This is a genomic window from Haemophilus sp. HN_Hi16 (genome assembly GCF_049823435.1).
Lineage (GTDB): Bacteria > Pseudomonadota > Gammaproteobacteria > Enterobacterales > Pasteurellaceae > Haemophilus > Haemophilus influenzae_D.
The window spans coordinates 537,818-556,083 of sequence record NZ_CP187500.1; the positions used below are offsets into that span (position 1 = coordinate 537,818).

Sequence of the window (18,266 nt, forward strand, 5' to 3'; positions counted from 1 at the left end):
GAAAATCCTCAAAAAAGGAGTGCACTTATAAAAATTAACCGATAGGGTTTCCTATCGGTTAATCTCTATTTAATGCTCCATTCGTCACTCACATTTGGATCCATTGCAAAATCAGCAGTATCACTTGGAATCGCTTTTTCTTCAGCCGCCCATTCGCCAAGATCGATTAATTGGCAACGTTTGCTACAAAAAGGTCGAAAAGTACTTTCATTTGTCCAAGGCACCGATTTTTGGCAAATCGGACAAGGTACTTCAATTATTTCGTCAGACATTTTTATTTTCCGCTTGTTGTAAATAAAACTGGTGCAATTCTAGCACCTTTTGCTGCAAGTGCGGTAAGTTTTGAGCCAGTTCAGCATCATTGTTAATCACATCATCTGCCCATTTTAAACGCGCTTGTTGAGAAACTTGAGAATTCATAATCCGTTGAATTTGTTCAAAATTATTGTTATCTCGTTGAGCTGAACGAGCAAGTTGAGTTTGTGGACTCACATCCACCACCAAAATACGATCACAAAGTGCGGTCAATTTATTTTCTATTAATAAAGGGACGACAAATAATGTGTAAGGCGCAGTTTGTTCAGAAAGTTGTTGTTTCATTCGTTCACGAATAGCGGGATGTAAGAGATTATTTAACCACTGTTTTTCTTCATCATGATGAAACACTATTTCACGTAAAGCTGCACGATTAAGCTCGCCTTGATCCGTTAAAATTTGAGTACCAAAATGTTCAACAATTTTTGACAATAAGGGAGAATCTTTCTCGACGACTTCTCTAGCAACCACATCCGCATCCACTAGAGGTACGCCAAGATCAGCAAATAAATTAGCAATCGTTGTTTTACCACTACCAATGCCACCAGTTAAGCCAACAATATAAGTCATATAATTTCCCATAAAAAATAAGCGGCGATATTAATCGCCGCTAACCATATAATCAACGAAAGAAAATAAATCATTTCGGATAAACTGGAAGACGTTTACAAATTGCTAATACTTTTTCTTTAGTTTCAGCAATCACTTGTTCTTCATTTTCTTTGCCTAAAGCATCTAAAACATCACACATCCAGCCTGCTAATTCACGAACATCATTTTCATTGAAACCACGGCGAGTCACGGATGGTGTGCCTACACGGATACCTGAAGTAACAAATGGTTTTTGCGGATCGTTTGGCACAGCATTTTTATTCACGGTAATATTTGCTTTGCCTAATGCCGCATCAGCTGCTTTACCTGTTAATCCTTGTTTAATGAAACTTACTAAGAACAAGTGGTTTTCAGTACCATTTGATACAACGTCATAACCACGTTGTTTAAATACATCAACCATTGCTTTCGCATTTTTGATTACATTTGCTTGGTATTCTTTATATTGAGGCTCTAATGCTTCTTTAAAGCAAACTGCTTTTGCCGCAATAATATGAACTAATGGACCACCTTGATTTGCAGGGAATACGGATGATTGTAATTTTTTGTAGATTTCTTCATCGCCACAAGATGAAAGAATTAAACCACCACGTGGGCCGCCTAATGTTTTGTGGGTGGTAGTGGTTACAACATGTGCGTGCGGAAGTGGATTTGGATATAAACCCGCTGCAATTAATCCTGCTACGTGTGCCATATCCACAAATAAATACGCACCAACTTCATCTGCGATTTCACGCATTTTCGCCCAATCCACAACTTGTGAATAAGCCGAGAAACCAGCAACGATAAGTTTTGGTTTACATTCTAATGCTTTTTGACGAACATCTTCATAATCAATTAAGCCATCCGCAGTGATTCCATAAAGCACAGAGTTATAAATCTTGCCAGAGAAACTGACTTTTGCACCGTGAGTTAAGTGACCACCGTGAGCCAAATCCATACCTAAAATAGTATCGCCTGCATTAATCAACGCACCATACACTGCAGCGTTTGCTTGTGAACCAGAGTGCGGTTGAACATTCACGTAATCTGCACCAAATAATTCTTTCGCACGATCAATGGCTAACTGCTCCACAATGTCTGCATACTCACAACCACCGTAATAACGTTTACCTGGATAGCCTTCAGCGTATTTATTAGTGAATTGTGAACCTTGAGCTTCCATCACACGTGGACTCGCATAGTTTTCAGATGCAATGAGTTCGATATGCTCTTCTTGACGACGATTTTCATCTTGGATCGCTTGCCACAATACTGGATCGTAATCAGCAATAGTCATATTTCTTGTAAACATTGTGTTCTCCTGTTATATAATTTATGGCAGATAGTTTAACTGTTTATGGATAAAAACTTAATTAAAATTTCATTCCTAAATTTTCATTACTTAAATGAAATTAATTCATCATAATGATATGAATTATTTTTGCAACTCTCGTTCCACAGCCCTATAACCAATATCTCGACGATAAAAACGCCCTGTCCATTGAATCTGCTCAGCCAATTTTAAGGCTTTCTGTTGTGCCTCAAATACGCTTTCACCTAATGCCGTAGCACAAAGCACACGACCGCCATTTGTAACTAATTTGCCTTCTTGTTCTGAGACACCCGCTAAGAAAACTTTCTCGTTTTTGACCGCACTTTTAGGCAATCCGCTTATTTCATCGCCTCTGCGATAATCTTTTGGGTATCCCTCTGCAGCCAATACGATACCTAAAGAAGCCTGTGGATTCCACTGTGATGTTACTTCATCTAATTTGCCGTCACATGCTTTAAGACAGAGTTCAACAAGGTCTGATTTGAGACGTAGCATTATTGGCTGGGTTTCTGGATCGCCAAAACGGCAGTTAAATTCGATCACTTTCGGCTGACCGTTTGGCATAATCATTAATCCTGCATACAGAAAACCGGTGTAAACATTGCCTTCTTCCGCCATGCCATTAACCGTCGGATAAATCACTTCCCGCATAATGCGACTATAAATTTCGGGTGTTACCACAGGTGCAGGCGAATACGCGCCCATACCGCCTGTATTTAATCCCGTATCATTTTCGCCAACACGTTTATGATCTTGGCTAGTCGCCATAGGCTCAACATTTTTACCGTCTACCATTACGATAAAACTGGCTTCTTCGCCATCTAGAAACTCTTCAATTACTACTTGGCTCCCCGCTTCGCCAAAGGCATTGCCAGAAAGCATATCATGCACAGCGTTTTCCGCCTCTTGCAAGGTCATCGCAACGATTACGCCTTTACCCGCAGCTAAACCATCTGCTTTAACGACAATTGGTGCGCCTTTCTCACGCAAGTAAGCCAATGCTGGTTCGACTTCGGTAAAGTTTTGATATTCCGCTGTTGGAATTTTATGACGAGCAAGAAAATCTTTAGTAAATGCTTTGGAACCTTCCAATTGCGCCGCTGCTTGAGTTGGGCCAAAAATTTTCAATCCTGCCTTGCGAAATGTATCAACAACACCAATTACTAACGGAGCTTCAGGGCCAACAATGGTTAATCCAATTTGTTTATCTTGAGCACATTTCACTAAGGCTGGAATATCTGTCGCAGAAATATTCACGTTTTCTACTTTGTGTTCCAATGCAGTGCCAGCGTTACCCGGTGCGACAAAAACTTTATCTGCTAATGGAGATTGTGCAGCTTTCCAAGCCAGAGCGTGTTCACGACCGCCGTTTCCGATGATAAGAATGTTCATAATAATCCTTGCGTTTGTGAATCACCGAGGGTAAGTATACCCACGGTTAAGCATAATTGTTCCCCTTTGGGGAACATTACTCTTGCCCTTTAGGGCAAAATTATAACTAACCTAGGGTAACTTGTTACCCTAGGTCCCTCCTGCAATATTTAATGTCTAAAATGTCGCATCCCAGTTAATACCATGACCATATTATGTTCATCTGCAGCATCGATGACTTCTTGATCGCGCATTGATCCACCTGGATGAATAACACATTGAATACCTACTTTCGCCGCTGCATCAATACCGTCACGGAATGGGAAGAATGCATCAGAAGCCATTACACAACCGGCTACGGTTAAACCTTCATCTTTCGCTTTAATACCTGCAATCTTCGCAGAATATACGCGACTCATTTGACCTGCACCAATGCCAACAGTTTGATTATCTTTAGCGTAAACAATAGCATTAGATTTCACAAATTTTGCTACTTTCCAGCAGAATAATAAGTCTTTTAATTCTTGTTCAGTTGGCTGACGTTTACTCACCACTTTTAAATCATCCAAACCAACCATACCTAAATCAGCATCTTGTACTAATAAACCACCATTTACACGTTTGAAATCTAAACGTTCAGAACGTGAGGTCAATCCTCCACATTCAAGCAAACGGACATTTTTCTTGCGTTTCATTACTTCTTGCGCTTCAGCAGAAACTTTCGGTGCAATAATCACTTCGACGAATTGGCGTTCCACAATTTCATTTGCTGTTTTTTCATCTAATTCACGGTTAAAAGCAAGAATTCCGCCAAATGCAGACGTTGGATCGGTTTGGTAAGCGCGATGATAAGCGTCTAAAATATCCTTACCTAACGCCACACCACAGGGATTAGCGTGTTTAACGATAACACAAGCTGGCTCGTCAAATTCTTTCACGCATTCAAGTGCTGCATCAGTGTCGGCAATATTATTGTAAGACAAGGCTTTACCTTGCAGTTGATTAGCTGTAGCCACGCTCGCTTCTTGCACATTTAAATCAACATAGAAGGCGGCATTTTGATGGGAATTTTCGCCATAACGCATGGTTTGTTTACGCACGAAATTAAGATTTAAAGTGCGTGGAAATTGACCGCACTTCGCATTCGCCTCTTCTTCCTCTGCAATATGATAAGGTTTTACTAACTGACCGAAATAGTTGGCAATCATAGAATCATATTGAGCGGTATGTTCAAATGCTTTAATCGCAAGGTCAAAACGAGTTTCAAAAGTTAGGCTGTTTTGGTGTTTATCCATTTCTGTAAGAATGGCGTTAAAATCATTATTATTAACTACGATTGCTACATCTTTGTGGTTTTTCGCCGCAGAACGCACCATTGTTGGCCCCCCAATATCGATATTTTCTACTGCATCAGTCAAGGTGCAATCTGGTTTAGCAACTGTAGCTGCAAAGGGATATAAATTCACAACAACCATATCAATGCCTTCAATACTATGTTGTTGCATAATGGCATCGTCCGTACCACGACGACCAAGAATCCCGCCGTGTATTTTTGGATGTAAGGTTTTTACTCGACTGTCCATCATTTCAGGAAAACCTGTGTAATCAGACACTTCAATTACAGGTAAACCATTTTGTGCTAAAAGTTTTGCCGTTCCGCCTGTTGAAAGTAGTTTTACACCGCGTTTAACTAAACCTTGAGCAAACTCTACAATACCCGTTTTATCAGACACACTCAGTAAAGCCTGACGAATTGGACGATCTGCCATTGTATTTTCCTTTCATTAAATAGTTAAAAATAAGCGATGAGAATTATAACGCAAACGTTTGCTTAAATATAGAAAAGATTAAATATAATTTCTTAAAGTGCGGTAAAAATACGATAAATTTCAGGCATAAAAAAGCCCACATAAATGTGGGCAAAAATAAGGATAAAATTATGAAACTACAACTAAACTACTTTTTAAAAAACTTATTATCTAAAGCACAAGCACCTGCGCCAGAAAATACAAAATATAGAAAGAGAAGTGAGTAAAGTAATGCAAGTTCGCCGCCATTTGCAATTGGGAAAAATAGATTTCCTTTTCCTGCTACGTGCATAAAGAAATAGGCATATGCCATTTCCCCTGACAAAATAAACGCAGCTTGGCGTGTAAATAAACCTAAGATTAATAAAATGGAACCAACAATTTCAATTACGCCTGCCACTAGTAGCATTGGATCGCCTACTGCACCATTTCCTCCAGTCATAGAAATTGGAAATTCCAAAAATTTTGCCGTGCCGTGTAAAATAAACATATAAGCGACAACGATACGTAAAAATGCCAAGAAATACGGGCGATATTTTTCAAGATTGTTCATTTTGCTTTCCTTTTGTTTAAAGATGAATTAAAACGGCGTCATATTAATCTTTAACGGATAGTCAAACAATAATTAAAATTGAAAAATACTTTTTACCAAAAGTAAAAAATAACTAAAGTAGCTTTTCAATCCAATTAGAAAAAGCATCAGCATCCATAAAGCCCGTTACTCTACTTCCTTTAATTTCATTATTTTGCTGATCAAAAAATAAAATCGTAGGCAATCCCATCACATTAAAGCGTTCCATTAATGCTTTATTTTCTGGGCTATTCTTTGTCATATTCACTTGTAACAATAAGATATTTTGAAATTGCTGTTGCACTTGTGGATCTGAAAACGTCAGCTTTTCAAATTCTTTACAAGCAACACACCAATCCGCGTATAAATCCAACATAGCAATTGAATGCGGATTTTCCGCTAAAGTGCGGTCAAGTTCTTCAGTATTTTTAATTTGCTTAAATTTAACTTGAGAAACAGGCATATTTTCTACCGCACTTTGTGTTGTAGTTTGAGTTTGCCAAATCCAATTTTGCAGGGGTTGTACAGTAACCATAGCCAACGCAAAACTAATAATTTTAATAGCATAGCCAAAACCGTTCTTAGACATCTGCAACGCAAACCAAATAAAAAATACTGTCGCTAACCCAGCCCATAAGCGAGGTTCCCATACTTCAGGCAAAATACGAGAAAGTAAAAACACAGGTAACGCCAACATAACAAAGCCGAATGTTTGTTTTACGGTATTCATCCATTCGCCTGATTTTGGCAAAATTTTATTACCAAACAATGTGATTAACATTAGCGGCACGCCCATACCCAGTGCAAGTAAATAAAGGGTTGCTGCACCTGTGAATAAATCGCCACTTTGTGCCACATAAAGTAAAGCGCCAGAAAGAGGTGCAGATGTGCAAGGTGATGCCACAAGCCCAGCAATCATTCCCATTGCAAAGGCACCGCCAAAAGCACCCGATGTTTGTTTTTGGCTCCACGTATTTAGTTTATTTTGTAAGCTATTTGGCAATTGAATAGTAAATAAGCCAAACATTGAAAGGGCAAGCACAACAAATAAAATAGAAAGCCCAATCATCACATAAGGATGTTGCAAAGCAATTTGGAACGGCAAACCGATGGCTGCCACTGCAAGCCCTAACAAAGTGTAAGTCAGTGCCATACCTTGAACGTAAAGAAAAGCTAAACTAAACGCACGCATCATATTTGGACGTTGTTGCTGACCGATAACAATAGCAGAAAGCAACGGTAACATTGGCAATACGCAAGGCGTAAAAGCCAGTCCCAATCCCAATAAAAAGAAACCGAAAATTGCCCATTTACTATGGAATAAACCATCAGCTAAACGATCTTGTTCAGATAAAAGTGCGGTATTTTTTTCAACTGTTTTTTCGACAATTTGCTCTTGAGAAAGAGCTAAATCGCCAATTCGCAATACTTTAGTTTCAGGCGGATAGCAAAAACCTTCGGTACATCCTTGATAAGTAATTTCAACCTTATCATCAGCATTATTAAATGTTCCGCTAAATATTCCATCAATTGAGTGAGTAAAAACTTGCACTTCGCCAAAATAAGGATCTTGATGTAATTCCGCTGCCTGTTGGGTATGTAAAGAGAGAGAATTTGATTTACCGACTAACTCAGCACTAATTTTATCTTGATACAAATAATAGCCATCGGCAATATCCCAATGGGCTTGTAACTGGCTTTTATCTGTAGATAAAGTAGCAGAAAAAGCAAAAGCATCATCTACTTTTAAAAAGGTTTGTTTTTTATCGAATAAACCTGAATTAGCCGCAAAAGCAGTGAAAATCAGCGTAAAAAAAAGAAAGAGTTTTTTCATAGAATTGAGTGTAAAAATATAGATGCTCGAAATTCTATCACAAAGAAAGTTGAATACCTAAAACTATGATTTAGATCACAAAAAGGAAAATCAGGTAAAAAAAATACCGCACTTTTTTATTGTTACAATAATTTTGCACAGCTAGAATGATAGCTTTGATAGCATACGCCAAAATAAGTATAAGGATGGAAAATGGCTACTCCAAAAATTCTCGTTGTTGAAGATGAAATCGTCACTCGAAATACGCTTAAAGGGATTTTTGAAGCGGAAGGATATGATGTATTTGAAGCAGAAAATGGTGTTGAAATGCATCATATATTGACAAATCATAATATTAATTTGGTTGTGATGGATATTAATTTACCAGGTAAAAACGGCTTATTATTGGCAAGAGAACTCCGTGAAGAATTAAGCTTACCTCTTATTTTTTTAACTGGTCGAGATAATGAAGTGGATAAAATTTTAGGTCTGGAAATTGGTGCCGACGATTATTTAACCAAACCTTTTAACCCTAGAGAACTGACTATCCGCGCACGTAATCTATTGCATCGTACAATGCCACATCAAGAAAAAGAAAATACATTTGGTCGAGAATTCTATCGTTTTAATGGTTGGAAATTAGACCTAAATAGCCACAGTTTAATTACACCAGAAGGACAAGAATTCAAACTTCCTCGCAGTGAATTCCGTGCAATGTTACATTTCTGTGAAAATCCAGGAAAATTGCAAACGCGCGAAGAATTGCTGAAAAAAATGACGGGACGAGAGTTAAAACCTCAGGATCGTACCGTAGATGTCACAATTCGACGTATCAGAAAACATTTTGAAGATCATCCAAATACTCCAAATATCATTATGACTATACATGGAGAAGGCTATCGTTTTTGCGGAGATATTGAATAAAGTGATTTTTCTACATAAAAATTCCTTTTTGAAATTCATTTCCTATTTTGTTAGAATTCGCACACTTTTCAGTATCTAATGGAAAGTGAGTTCGGATGAAGGTAGCTGGAGAGTGGGGAATTGACCCCACACCGACGATGTAAAATCTTTCAGGTGCGATGGCAGGGACTGTTACTGGACGAACCCTTGGAGAGATCCATTTTAGAAATGGACGCCGAAGGCGCAAAAGAGCGGTTAATTTTTCAATCGTTTTTCAAACGCTCAGGCAAAAGGACAGGGGCAAAAGACAATCTATCGTAAGTGTGGAAATTATCTATTTTTCACCGCACTTTCTTTTCCATTGTATCTTTTCGTCTTCTTGTCGTGTTTATTTTTGATTTAAACGACGAGGAATCACATGACAATTGAGTCAATTCTTTCAGCTATTGATAGCTTTATTTGGGGTGCACCGCTACTTATATTATTATCTGGTACAGGACTCTATTTAACGTTACGCTTAGGCTTTATTCAAATTCGCTACTTACCACGCGCACTAGGTTATTTGTTCAAAAAAGATAAAGGTGGAAAAGGAGATGTTTCCTCTTTTGCCGCACTTTGTACTGCATTAGCAGCAACAATTGGAACGGGTAATATTGTGGGCGTGGCAACTGCGGTACAAGCAGGTGGGCCAGGGGCTATTTTTTGGATGTGGCTGGTTGCTTTGTTAGGAATGGCAACAAAATATGCCGAATGTTTACTCGCAGTTAAATATCGTGTTCGTGATAAAAATGGCTTTATGGCTGGCGGCCCGATGTATTACATTGAACGCGGACTAGGTATTAAATGGCTGGCAAAATTATTTGCATTATTTGGTGTAATGGTTGCCTTTTTCGGGATTGGTACATTCCCACAAGTCAATGCAATAACTCACGCGATGCAAGACACTTTTAACATTCCCATTTTAGTTACAGCAATTATTGTTACACTTTTAGTCGGCTTAATCATTCTTGGCGGAGTTAAACGTATCGCAACCGCATCATCAGTAATTGTGCCGTTTATGGCGATTTTATACGTCACGACTTCACTGGTTATTATCCTTTTGAATATAGAAAAAGTACCAGATGCGATTTTATTGATTATTGATAGTGCTTTTGATCCGCAAGCTGCATTAGGCGGTGCCGTAGGGCTTACTGTAATGAAAGCGATTCAATCAGGCGTTGCGCGCGGCATTTTCTCCAATGAATCTGGTTTAGGAAGCGCACCAATTGCAGCCGCAGCGGCACAAACTCGTGAGCCTGTTCGTCAAGGTTTAATTTCTATGACAGGAACATTCTTGGATACCATTATTGTTTGTACAATGACAGGTATTGTATTGGTATTAACGGGAGCGTGGAACAATCCTGAATTAGCAGGTGCTACCGTCACAAACTATGCCTTTGTGCAAGGTTTAGGTACTTCAATTGGCGCAACGATTGTAACAGTCGGCTTATTATTTTTTGCATTCACGACTATTTTAGGTTGGTGTTATTACGGGGAACGTTGTTTCGTTTATCTTGTGGGTATTCGTGGCGTAAAACTATATCGTCTAGCTTATATTATGTTGGTTGGTTTAGGGGCATTCTTACACTTAAATTTAATCTGGATTATCGCCGATATTGTAAATGGTTTGATGGCTTTCCCAAATCTTATCGCGCTTATTGGATTGCGAAAAGTGATCGTTGAAGAAACAAAAGATTATTTTCAACGTTTAAAAATTAATCATTATGATCAAGATGAAGTGATAAAATAGTTAAATAAAAGGTGCTGTTCAGCAAATTCTGTGAAACAGCACCTTTATTTTTCTATTTTTAATCAGCACTATAATATAATTTTCCGATTTCAATTTTTTGACGACCCGTATCTTCTCGCCATTTATTACTATCACGTAAAGAATACACACAACCGCAATATTCTTGTTGATAGAATCGCTCACGCTTACTAATCTCAATCATACGCTGTGAACCACCTTCCTTGCGCCAATTATAATCCCAATAAACTACATTATCATATTTTTCCGCCGCACGATGTCCACAGCCATTGATTTGATTCATATCTTTCCAGCGAGAAATTCCCAAGCAACTAGTAAATACAGGGAAACCGTGTTTATGTGCATATTCAGCCGTTTTTTCAAAACGCATATCAAAACACATTGTGCAGCGAATACCTCTTTCAGGCTCCCACTCCATTCCTTTGGCACGATCAAACCAATTTTGACGATCGTAATCAGCATCAATAAATGGAATACCAAATTTTTTTGCAAAACGGATATTTTCTTCTTTACGAATCAAATATTCTTTGAGTGGATGAATGTTTGGATTATAAAAATAAATTGTAAATTCAATGCCTGATGCAATAATTGCTTCCATCACTTCGCCAGAGCAAGGCGCACAACAAGAATGCAAAAGGAGCTTATTGTGTCCATCTGGCAACTCAAGTTTTTCACGAATAAAAGGTGCGTTAGGATCCTTACGGATTTTTTGTTTTCGCGGTTTAGCTTGAAAATTGACCGCACTTATTTCTAGTTTAGGTTGAAGTTCTGTATTCATAAAGTTTAATTAAAATTAATGGGTTCAAGTATATAAGCTAAATTATGGACTAATAATTTCTATCCACAGACAAATATGCCAATGAAATCAAGGCTTGTTTGTATTCACTTTCTGGCAAAATTTCGATTGTATCTACTGCTTTTTGAGCCTCTTCTTTTGCACGATTCATCGCATAATCTAAAGACTTATGCTCAGCCATAATAGCTAATACTTCATCAATAGCTTCACGTTTACCGCCTTGCTCAATCGCTTCGCGAATTAAAGCTGCCTGTTGAGCATTACCATGACGCATAGCATGTAGCAGAGGAAGGGTTGGTTTTCCTTCAGCTAAATCATCGCCTACATTTTTACCCAGAGCTTGTGCATTTGCACTATAATCCAATACATCATCCACAAGCTGAAATGCAGTTCCAAGATAACGCCCATAATCTTGTAAAGCCTTTTCTTGAGCTTCTGTTCCACCGGCGACAATTGCCGCAGCCTGTCCAGCCACTTCAAACAAACGCGCAGTTTTACTATAAATTACACGCATATAATTAGCTTCACTCGTTTCAGGATCATTAACATTCATTAACTGCTGAACTTCGCCTTCCGCTAAAACGTTAGTCGCATCCGCCATAATACTTAAAATTTTCAATGATTCTAATTTTGCAACTAATTGAAATGCACGCGTATAAATAAAATCGCCTACCAACACACTCGCCGCATTGCCAAATTCAGCATTCGCCGTAGCACGCCCACGACGCATATCAGATTCATCTACTACATCATCGTGTAATAAAGAAGCGGTATGAATAAATTCAACAAAAGTAGCACAAGTAATTGAATTAGATCCTTCGAACCCTAAAGATCGAGCTGCAAGCACTGCGATCAACGGGCGTATCCGCTTACCGCCACCTTGAACAATATAAAAACCTAACTGTCCTATTAGCGGTACATCTGAATTAAGCTGAGCAAGAATATTTTGATTAACTTTGTGCATATCGGGATCTGCAAGTTTCTGGATCGCGTCTATGCTCATAAGATCTTGTTTCTTCATTTTTTCATCAATTATTAGTCAAAAGTGCGGTGCATTTTACCCGAATTTTCAGACTTTCTGAAATCAATCCGCAAATGAAGGGAATTTTTTTATTTTATTGTAAATAAATTCTTGCCATAGGTAGGATTTTTCCGTAGAATTTGCCACCTATTTTATATGAATTTTTAAGTGTGGACTGCTAAAGAGCAGAGAAACACAATTAAGCGGAGTATTTATGTACGCAGTTTTCCAAAGTGGCGGTAAACAACACCGTGTGAGCGAAGGTCAAGTTGTTCGTTTAGAAAAACTTGAACTTGCAACTGGCGAAACAGTTGAGTTCGATTCTGTGTTGATGGTCGTTAATGGTGAAGATGTTAAAATTGGTGCACCAGTAGTTGCTGGTGCAAAAGTAGTGGCTGAAGTTGTTGCACAAGGTCGTGGCGAGAAAGTTAAAATCGTTAAATTCCGTCGTCGTAAACACAGCCGTAAACAACAAGGTCATCGTCAGTGGTTCACAGAAGTGAAAATCACTGGGATTCAAGCATAATTTCAGAGGAGATCAAGTAGATGGCAACTAAAAAAGCTGGTGGTTCAACTCGTAACGGTCGCGATTCTGAAGCTAAACGCCTTGGTGTTAAACGTTTCGGTGGCGAGTCTGTATTAGCAGGTAGTATTATTGTTCGCCAACGTGGTACTAAATTCCACGCAGGTAACAACGTAGGAATGGGAAGAGATCACACCTTATTTGCAACCGCAGATGGCAAAGTTAAATTTGAAGTAAAAGGCGAGAAAAGCCGTAAATACGTAAGTATTGTTACTGAATAATTTAAAATCTATTCCATTGAAACGCCCTACAATTTTGTGGGGCGTTTTGTCTTTTTCTTAATTTCACATAAGTGAGAACGCAATGAAACAACAACCTTTACTAGGCTTTACCTTTGCACTTATTGCTGCAATGGCTTGGGGGTCATTGCCTATTGCTTTGAAACAAGTTTTGTCTGTAATGAATGCGCAAACTATCGTATGGTATCGTTTCATTATTGCTGCAGTTTCATTATTGGCTTTACTTGCTTATAAAAAACAATTACCTGAATTAATGAAAGTTCGTCAATATGCGTGGATTATGCTTATTGGAGTAATTGGTCTTACCGGCAATTTTCTATTATTTAGTAGCTCGCTGAATTACATTGAACCGTCAGTTGCACAAATTTTTATTCATTTATCCTCTTTTGGAATGCTCATCTGCGGTGTACTGATCTTCAAAGAAAAATTAGGGTTGCACCAAAAGATCGGGCTTTTCTTATTGTTAATTGGTCTAAGTTTATTCTTTAATGATCGTTTTGCTGTATTTTCTGGACTAAATCAGTATTCAACAGGTGTCATTTTAAGTATAGGGGGCGCTCTTATTTGGGTCGCTTATGGAATGGCGCAAAAATTAATGTTACGTAAATTTAATTCACAACAAATCTTGCTAATGATGTATTTAGGTTGTGCCATAGTCTTTATGCCGATGGCTGAATTCTCGCAAGTGCAAGAACTCACACCTTTAGCTCTGATTTGTTTTATTTACTGCTGTTTAAATACCTTAATTGGATACGGCTCTTATGCGGAAGCTCTTAATCGTTGGGATGTATCAAAAGTCAGCGTTGTTATCACTCTTGTACCTCTTTTCACAATCCTATTTTCCCATATTGCCCATTATTTTAGCCCATCAGATTTTGCACCCCCAGAATTGAATAATATTAGCTATATTGGCGCATTTGTTGTAGTATGCGGGGCAATTTTATCCGCAATTGGACATAAATTATTACCGCATAGAACTCATTAAAGTGCGGTTTATTTTGGAGAAGTTTTAATGAAATTTATTGATGAATCCCTTATTCAAATTGAGGCTGGGGATGGTGGTAACGGTTGCGTAAGTTTCCGTCGAGAGAAATTTATTCCGAAAGGCGGCCCTGATGGTGGCGACGGTGGCGATGGTGGCGATGTCTATTTACAAGCCGATGAAAACCTCAATACCTTAATCGATTATCGCTTTAATAAACGCTTTGCCGCAGAGCGTGGAGAGAATGGACGGAGTTCAGATTGTACAGGACGTCGCGGTAAAGATATTATTTTACCTGTTCCCGTGGGAACTCGTGCTATTGATAACGACACCAAAGAAACCTTGGGGGATTTAACCCAACATGGTCAAAAAATGTTGGTAGCTAAAGGCGGTTATCATGGCTTAGGGAATACCCGTTTCAAATCATCGGTAAACCGTGCACCGCGTCAAAAAACAATGGGAACACCGGGCGAAAAACGCGATTTATTATTGGAATTAATGCTACTTGCTGATGTGGGAATGCTCGGTTTACCTAATGCTGGTAAATCCACTTTTATTCGTGCCGTTTCAGCAGCCAAACCAAAAGTTGCAGATTATCCATTTACTACCTTAGTACCAAGTCTCGGTGTTGTGAAAGTGGATGACTCACACAGTTTCGTAGTCGCTGATATTCCCGGATTAATTGAGGGCGCAGCAGATGGTGCTGGGTTAGGAATTCGTTTTTTAAAACATCTAGAACGTTGTAGAGTGCTTATTCATTTAGTCGATATTGCTCCAATTGATGGATCTAATCCAGCAGATAACATAGCTATTATTGAATCTGAACTTTTCCAATACAGTGAAAAACTATCAGAAAAACCGCGTTGGTTGGTATTCAATAAAATTGATACGATGAGCGATGAAGAAGCTGAAGAGCGAGCCAGAGAAATTGCTGAACAATTAGGTTGGGAAGAAGATTATTACTTCATTTCAGCGGCAACAGGGAAAAATGTTTCTCCACTTTGTCGTGATATTATGGACTTTATCATAGCGAATCCACGCGAAGCTGAAATACAGCAAGTTGCACCTGAAGAAGTAAAATTCAAATGGGAGGATTATCATCAAGAACAACTAGCAGAGCATCAATTTGATGATGACGAAGATTGGGATGATGATTGGAGCGAAGAAGACGATGAAGGAATTGAGTTCATCTATAAACCTTAAGAAAGTCTAATTTTGTAAGCATTAAAAATTTAAAAGCACCTAAAACTTTTAGGTGCTTTTTGCTATCAATTAACGCTCAGAAATTTCAGAATCAGTAAAGAAATAAGCAATTTCACGATTTGCACTTTCTATACTATCTGATCCGTGAACTGAGTTTTCACGCTGACTTAATGCAAAATCTTTACGAATTGTACCTTCTGCTGCAGTTTCTGGATTCGTTGTACCAATCAAAGTGCGGTAATCTTTCACTGCATTTTCTTTTTCAAGAACAGAAACCACTATCGGTGAAGACATCATATAATCGACCAAAGGAGCAAAAAATTCTTTGCCTTGATGTTCTGCATAAAAGCCTTCAGCCTGCTCACGAGTTAAGCGTACCATTTTAGAGGCTATGATTTTAAAGCCATTTTGCTCAAAACGAGTTAAGATCGCCCCAATTAGATTACGCTTTACCGCATCAGGTTTAATGATCGAAAAAGTTCTTTCTGTCATCACATCTCCTTACTTCAATGATCTTGATAACATTAAATTTGCTAAAGTTTGCACACCAATTCCTGTTGCCCCAACAGCCCATAAATCACTACCAGATTTACGATAAGTCGCGGAGCAATCAATATGCAACCAATTTTGTTTATAATTTTTTACAAAATACGATAAAAATGCCGTTGCTGTGCTTGCCCCAGCTCCAACTGGAACCGAACCAATATTAGCAATATCGGCAAAAGATGAATTAATTTGTGAACGATGAAAATCTTCAAATGGTAAACGCCAGAAAGGTTCATTTTCCTCTTGTGCTGATTGGAAAAGATTCTTCACGAGATCATCATCCATAGATAATACAGAATGATAGTCATTTCCTACCGCCACTTTTGCTGCGCCAGTTAAAGTCGCACAATCAATAATAAAATCTGGATTTTGACTATCCGCTTCAATTAATCCATCAGCTAACACCAAACGACCTTCCGCATCAGTATTCAGCACTTCTGTGCTCACGCCATTTTTATAAGTAATAATATCGCCTAGCTTAAAGGCATTATTGCTTATCAAATTCTCTGCACAACATAAATACAATTTAACACGTTGATTTAATCCACGAGCGATAGCGAAACCTAAAGCCCCTGTTAATAATGCTGCCCCGCCCATATCAGTTCGCATTGTACTCATTCCATCACTTGGTTTAATGCTGTAGCCGCCACTGTCAAAGGTAATCCCCTTGCCAACTAAACAAGCTAACACGGGCGCATTCGGATCTTGTGTTGGATTAAAATCAAGTTGCAACATAGCGGGCAAGTTAGCAGAGCCTTTCCCTACTGTCCAAATTCCGTAATAACCTTGTTGCTCAAGTTCCTCTCCAGAAATAATCTTAAAACTTACCGCACTTTTTTCATTATAAATGTCCGCTTGGTTTAAGATAAATTCAGCCGCACGCTCCGCTAATTTAACTGGCGTTAGACTTTGTGCTGGTTCATTAATAATTCCACGCACAAAATCGCCACATTCAATACGTGCTAACAATTCATCTTGCGGTTCATCATCTAAATGTGGAAACTCAATCGCGTAATCTTGTTTTGCGGTATAAAAACCTTGATAAAACGCCCAGCAAAATTCTAAATCCCATCCTTCACCGACTAATTCCACATCTTTAATCCCCTGCCCACGTAATTTACGAGCAACTTGTTGAACTAAAGTGCGGTCATTTTTTTCATTATTTTTTAAATGAATCGTAGCTTTATTAGAGTCAAAGCTCAAAATCGCATTTTTTCCCCAAGCGTCATTCGCTAAGGTATTTGAAAGTGTAATTTGCATATTTATTCCCCCATATATAAACAAAATAAATTTAGAAACTATACCAGCTTTATTTCTGATAGTTAATTATTTGGCATTATTCACTCACTTTTTGACACCAATCTTGATGATTTAAATACCAAATTACCGTTTTTCTTAATCCAGATTCAAAAGTCTCTTTAGGCACCCAACCTAACTTATCATTGATTTTACTTGTATCAAGCGCATAACGAAGATCGTGACCTGGTCTATCTTGCACATAGCAAATTAAATCTTCATATTTATCAATAGGTTTTGGTTTATTAGGTAAAAATTCTTCCAATAAAGAACAAATAGAACGCACCACTTCAATGTTGGACTTTTCATTATTTCCGCCAATATTATAGGTTTCCCCAATAGTTCCTTTCGTCAAAACGTTATATAGTGCATCAATATGATCTTCAACAAATAACCAATCTCTAATTTGTAAACCATCACCATAAATAGGCAGTGTTTTTCCCTCTATCGCATTTAAAATCATCAATGGAATTAATTTTTCAGGATACTGATACGGGCCATAATTATTTGAACTATGTGTAATGATTGTCGGTAACCCATATGTTCTATACCAAGCCTGCACAAGATGATCGCTTGCCGCCTTTGAAGCAGAATAAGGGCTACTAGGTTTATAAGCTGATGTTTCAGTAAATAAACCTTTATTACTTTTTAAATCGCCATAAACTTCATCGGTGGAAATATGTAGAAATCGAAATCTGGATTTTTTTTGATTATCTAAACGCTGCCAATAGTTTAGAGTCGATTCAAGTAGGCTGTAAGTGCCTACAATGTTAGTTTGTATAAACGCTGAAGAAGCGTTTATAGAACGATCAACATGGCTTTCAGCGGCAAGATGGATAACGGCATCAGGTTGATATTGTGCAAAAATATAAGACAACGCCTTAGTATCACAAATATCTGCTTGTACAAAAGCATAACGTGGATGGTTTTCTACAGTTTTAAGTGAGGATAAATTTCCTGCATAAGTCAGCTTATCAACATTTACGATCTTATTATGTGTCTTTTCAAGAAGATAACGGACAAGCGCAGAACCAATAAAACCCGCTCCACCAGTGACTAGAATTGTTCTATTTGTATTCGACATT

General features: G+C 38.2%; 18 protein-coding genes and 1 riboswitch. Of the genes, 6 read left to right on the forward strand and 12 right to left on the reverse strand.

Features of this window, described 5'->3' with window-relative positions; genetic code table 11:
- Positions 1 to 65 precede the first annotated feature (65 nt).
- From yacG to ACPT9C_RS02725, 7 genes are all read right to left on the reverse strand, one after another.
- Complete coding sequence (gene yacG / locus ACPT9C_RS02695; RefSeq protein WP_005645697.1) at positions 66 to 272, reverse strand: DNA gyrase inhibitor YacG; 207 nt, start codon at positions 270 to 272, stop codon at positions 66 to 68.
- Positions 265 to 885, reverse strand: a complete 621-nt coding sequence (coaE, locus tag ACPT9C_RS02700; RefSeq protein ID WP_050948842.1) for a dephospho-CoA kinase — start codon at positions 883 to 885, stop codon at positions 265 to 267. Before coaE ends, yacG begins: the two co-directional genes overlap by 8 nt.
- A gap of 70 nt (positions 886 to 955) precedes the next feature.
- Positions 956 to 2,221, reverse strand: a complete 1,266-nt coding sequence (gene glyA, locus ACPT9C_RS02705; protein ID WP_050948843.1) for a serine hydroxymethyltransferase — start codon at positions 2,219 to 2,221, stop codon at positions 956 to 958.
- Between the two features lie 123 nt (positions 2,222 to 2,344).
- Positions 2,345 to 3,634: a phosphoribosylamine--glycine ligase gene (purD, locus tag ACPT9C_RS02710; protein WP_050948844.1), complete on the reverse strand. Its 1,290-nt coding sequence runs from the start codon at positions 3,632 to 3,634 to the stop codon at positions 2,345 to 2,347.
- Between the two features lie 149 nt (positions 3,635 to 3,783).
- Positions 3,784 to 5,382 carry a bifunctional phosphoribosylaminoimidazolecarboxamide formyltransferase/IMP cyclohydrolase gene (gene purH, locus ACPT9C_RS02715; protein ID WP_050948845.1) on the reverse strand — a complete coding sequence of 533 codons (1,599 nt, stop codon included), beginning with the start codon at positions 5,380 to 5,382 and terminating at the stop codon, positions 3,784 to 3,786.
- A gap of 187 nt (positions 5,383 to 5,569) precedes the next feature.
- Positions 5,570 to 5,974, reverse strand: a complete 405-nt coding sequence (locus ACPT9C_RS02720; RefSeq protein ID WP_005655793.1) for a DoxX family protein — start codon at positions 5,972 to 5,974, stop codon at positions 5,570 to 5,572.
- A gap of 112 nt (positions 5,975 to 6,086) precedes the next feature.
- On the reverse strand, positions 6,087 to 7,826 hold the full coding sequence (locus tag ACPT9C_RS02725; protein ID WP_111688857.1) for a protein-disulfide reductase DsbD: 1,740 nt from the start codon (positions 7,824 to 7,826) through the stop codon (positions 6,087 to 6,089).
- A 192-nt stretch (positions 7,827 to 8,018) separates the two neighbouring features.
- Here ACPT9C_RS02725 and arcA point away from each other — a divergent pair, with 192 nt between their 5' ends.
- Both arcA and ACPT9C_RS02735 read left to right on the forward strand, forming a co-directional pair.
- Entirely contained in the window at positions 8,019 to 8,729 is a 711-nt protein-coding gene (arcA, locus tag ACPT9C_RS02730) for a two-component system response regulator ArcA (RefSeq protein ID WP_005655790.1), read from the forward strand.
- 176 nt (positions 8,730 to 8,905) lie between these two features.
- Positions 8,906 to 9,016, forward strand: a riboswitch (glycine riboswitch).
- Positions 9,017 to 9,126: 110 nt separating this feature from the next.
- Positions 9,127 to 10,497 (forward strand): alanine/glycine:cation symporter family protein, encoded by a 1,371-nt coding sequence (locus ACPT9C_RS02735; RefSeq protein ID WP_050948847.1) that lies wholly within the window; start codon positions 9,127 to 9,129, stop codon positions 10,495 to 10,497.
- A 58-nt stretch (positions 10,498 to 10,555) separates the two neighbouring features.
- Here the strand turns inward: ACPT9C_RS02735 and ACPT9C_RS02740 are convergent, their stop codons facing one another.
- Complete coding sequence (locus ACPT9C_RS02740) at positions 10,556 to 11,293, reverse strand: epoxyqueuosine reductase QueH (protein ID WP_050948848.1); 738 nt, start codon at positions 11,291 to 11,293, stop codon at positions 10,556 to 10,558.
- A 49-nt stretch (positions 11,294 to 11,342) separates the two neighbouring features.
- Positions 11,343 to 12,332 (reverse strand): octaprenyl diphosphate synthase, encoded by a 990-nt coding sequence (gene ispB / locus ACPT9C_RS02745; RefSeq protein WP_111688858.1) that lies wholly within the window; start codon positions 12,330 to 12,332, stop codon positions 11,343 to 11,345.
- A gap of 214 nt (positions 12,333 to 12,546) precedes the next feature.
- Between ispB and rplU the strand changes: the two genes are divergently transcribed.
- The 4 genes from rplU to cgtA all read left to right on the forward strand — a co-directional run bounded on the left by rplU (position 12,547) and on the right by cgtA (position 15,339).
- The gene (gene rplU, locus ACPT9C_RS02750) at positions 12,547 to 12,858 is read left to right on the forward strand and encodes a 50S ribosomal protein L21 (RefSeq protein WP_005655781.1); all 312 of its coding nucleotides are present in this window, start codon (positions 12,547 to 12,549) and stop codon (positions 12,856 to 12,858) included.
- A 20-nt stretch (positions 12,859 to 12,878) separates the two neighbouring features.
- Positions 12,879 to 13,136 carry a 50S ribosomal protein L27 gene (rpmA, locus tag ACPT9C_RS02755; protein WP_005539872.1) on the forward strand — a complete coding sequence of 86 codons (258 nt, stop codon included), beginning with the start codon at positions 12,879 to 12,881 and terminating at the stop codon, positions 13,134 to 13,136.
- 82 nt (positions 13,137 to 13,218) lie between these two features.
- Entirely contained in the window at positions 13,219 to 14,139 is a 921-nt protein-coding gene (locus ACPT9C_RS02760) for a DMT family transporter (protein ID WP_050948850.1), read from the forward strand.
- Positions 14,140 to 14,166: 27 nt separating this feature from the next.
- Positions 14,167 to 15,339, forward strand: coding sequence for an Obg family GTPase CgtA (gene cgtA / locus ACPT9C_RS02765; protein WP_425622435.1), 1,173 nt, complete (start codon positions 14,167 to 14,169; stop codon positions 15,337 to 15,339).
- Between the two features lie 69 nt (positions 15,340 to 15,408).
- On the opposite strand, the gene ndk is transcribed toward cgtA, so the two are convergent.
- The 3 genes from ndk to rfbB all read right to left on the reverse strand — a co-directional run bounded on the left by ndk (position 15,409) and on the right by rfbB (position 18,265).
- Positions 15,409 to 15,831: a nucleoside-diphosphate kinase gene (ndk, locus tag ACPT9C_RS02770; protein WP_050948852.1), complete on the reverse strand. Its 423-nt coding sequence runs from the start codon at positions 15,829 to 15,831 to the stop codon at positions 15,409 to 15,411.
- A gap of 9 nt (positions 15,832 to 15,840) precedes the next feature.
- Positions 15,841 to 17,145 carry an aminopeptidase PepB gene (pepB, locus tag ACPT9C_RS02775; protein WP_423717175.1) on the reverse strand — a complete coding sequence of 435 codons (1,305 nt, stop codon included), beginning with the start codon at positions 17,143 to 17,145 and terminating at the stop codon, positions 15,841 to 15,843.
- A gap of 76 nt (positions 17,146 to 17,221) precedes the next feature.
- The gene (gene rfbB, locus ACPT9C_RS02780; protein ID WP_050948854.1) at positions 17,222 to 18,265 is read right to left on the reverse strand and encodes a dTDP-glucose 4,6-dehydratase; all 1,044 of its coding nucleotides are present in this window, start codon (positions 18,263 to 18,265) and stop codon (positions 17,222 to 17,224) included.
- Position 18,266: the final 1 nt, after the last annotated feature.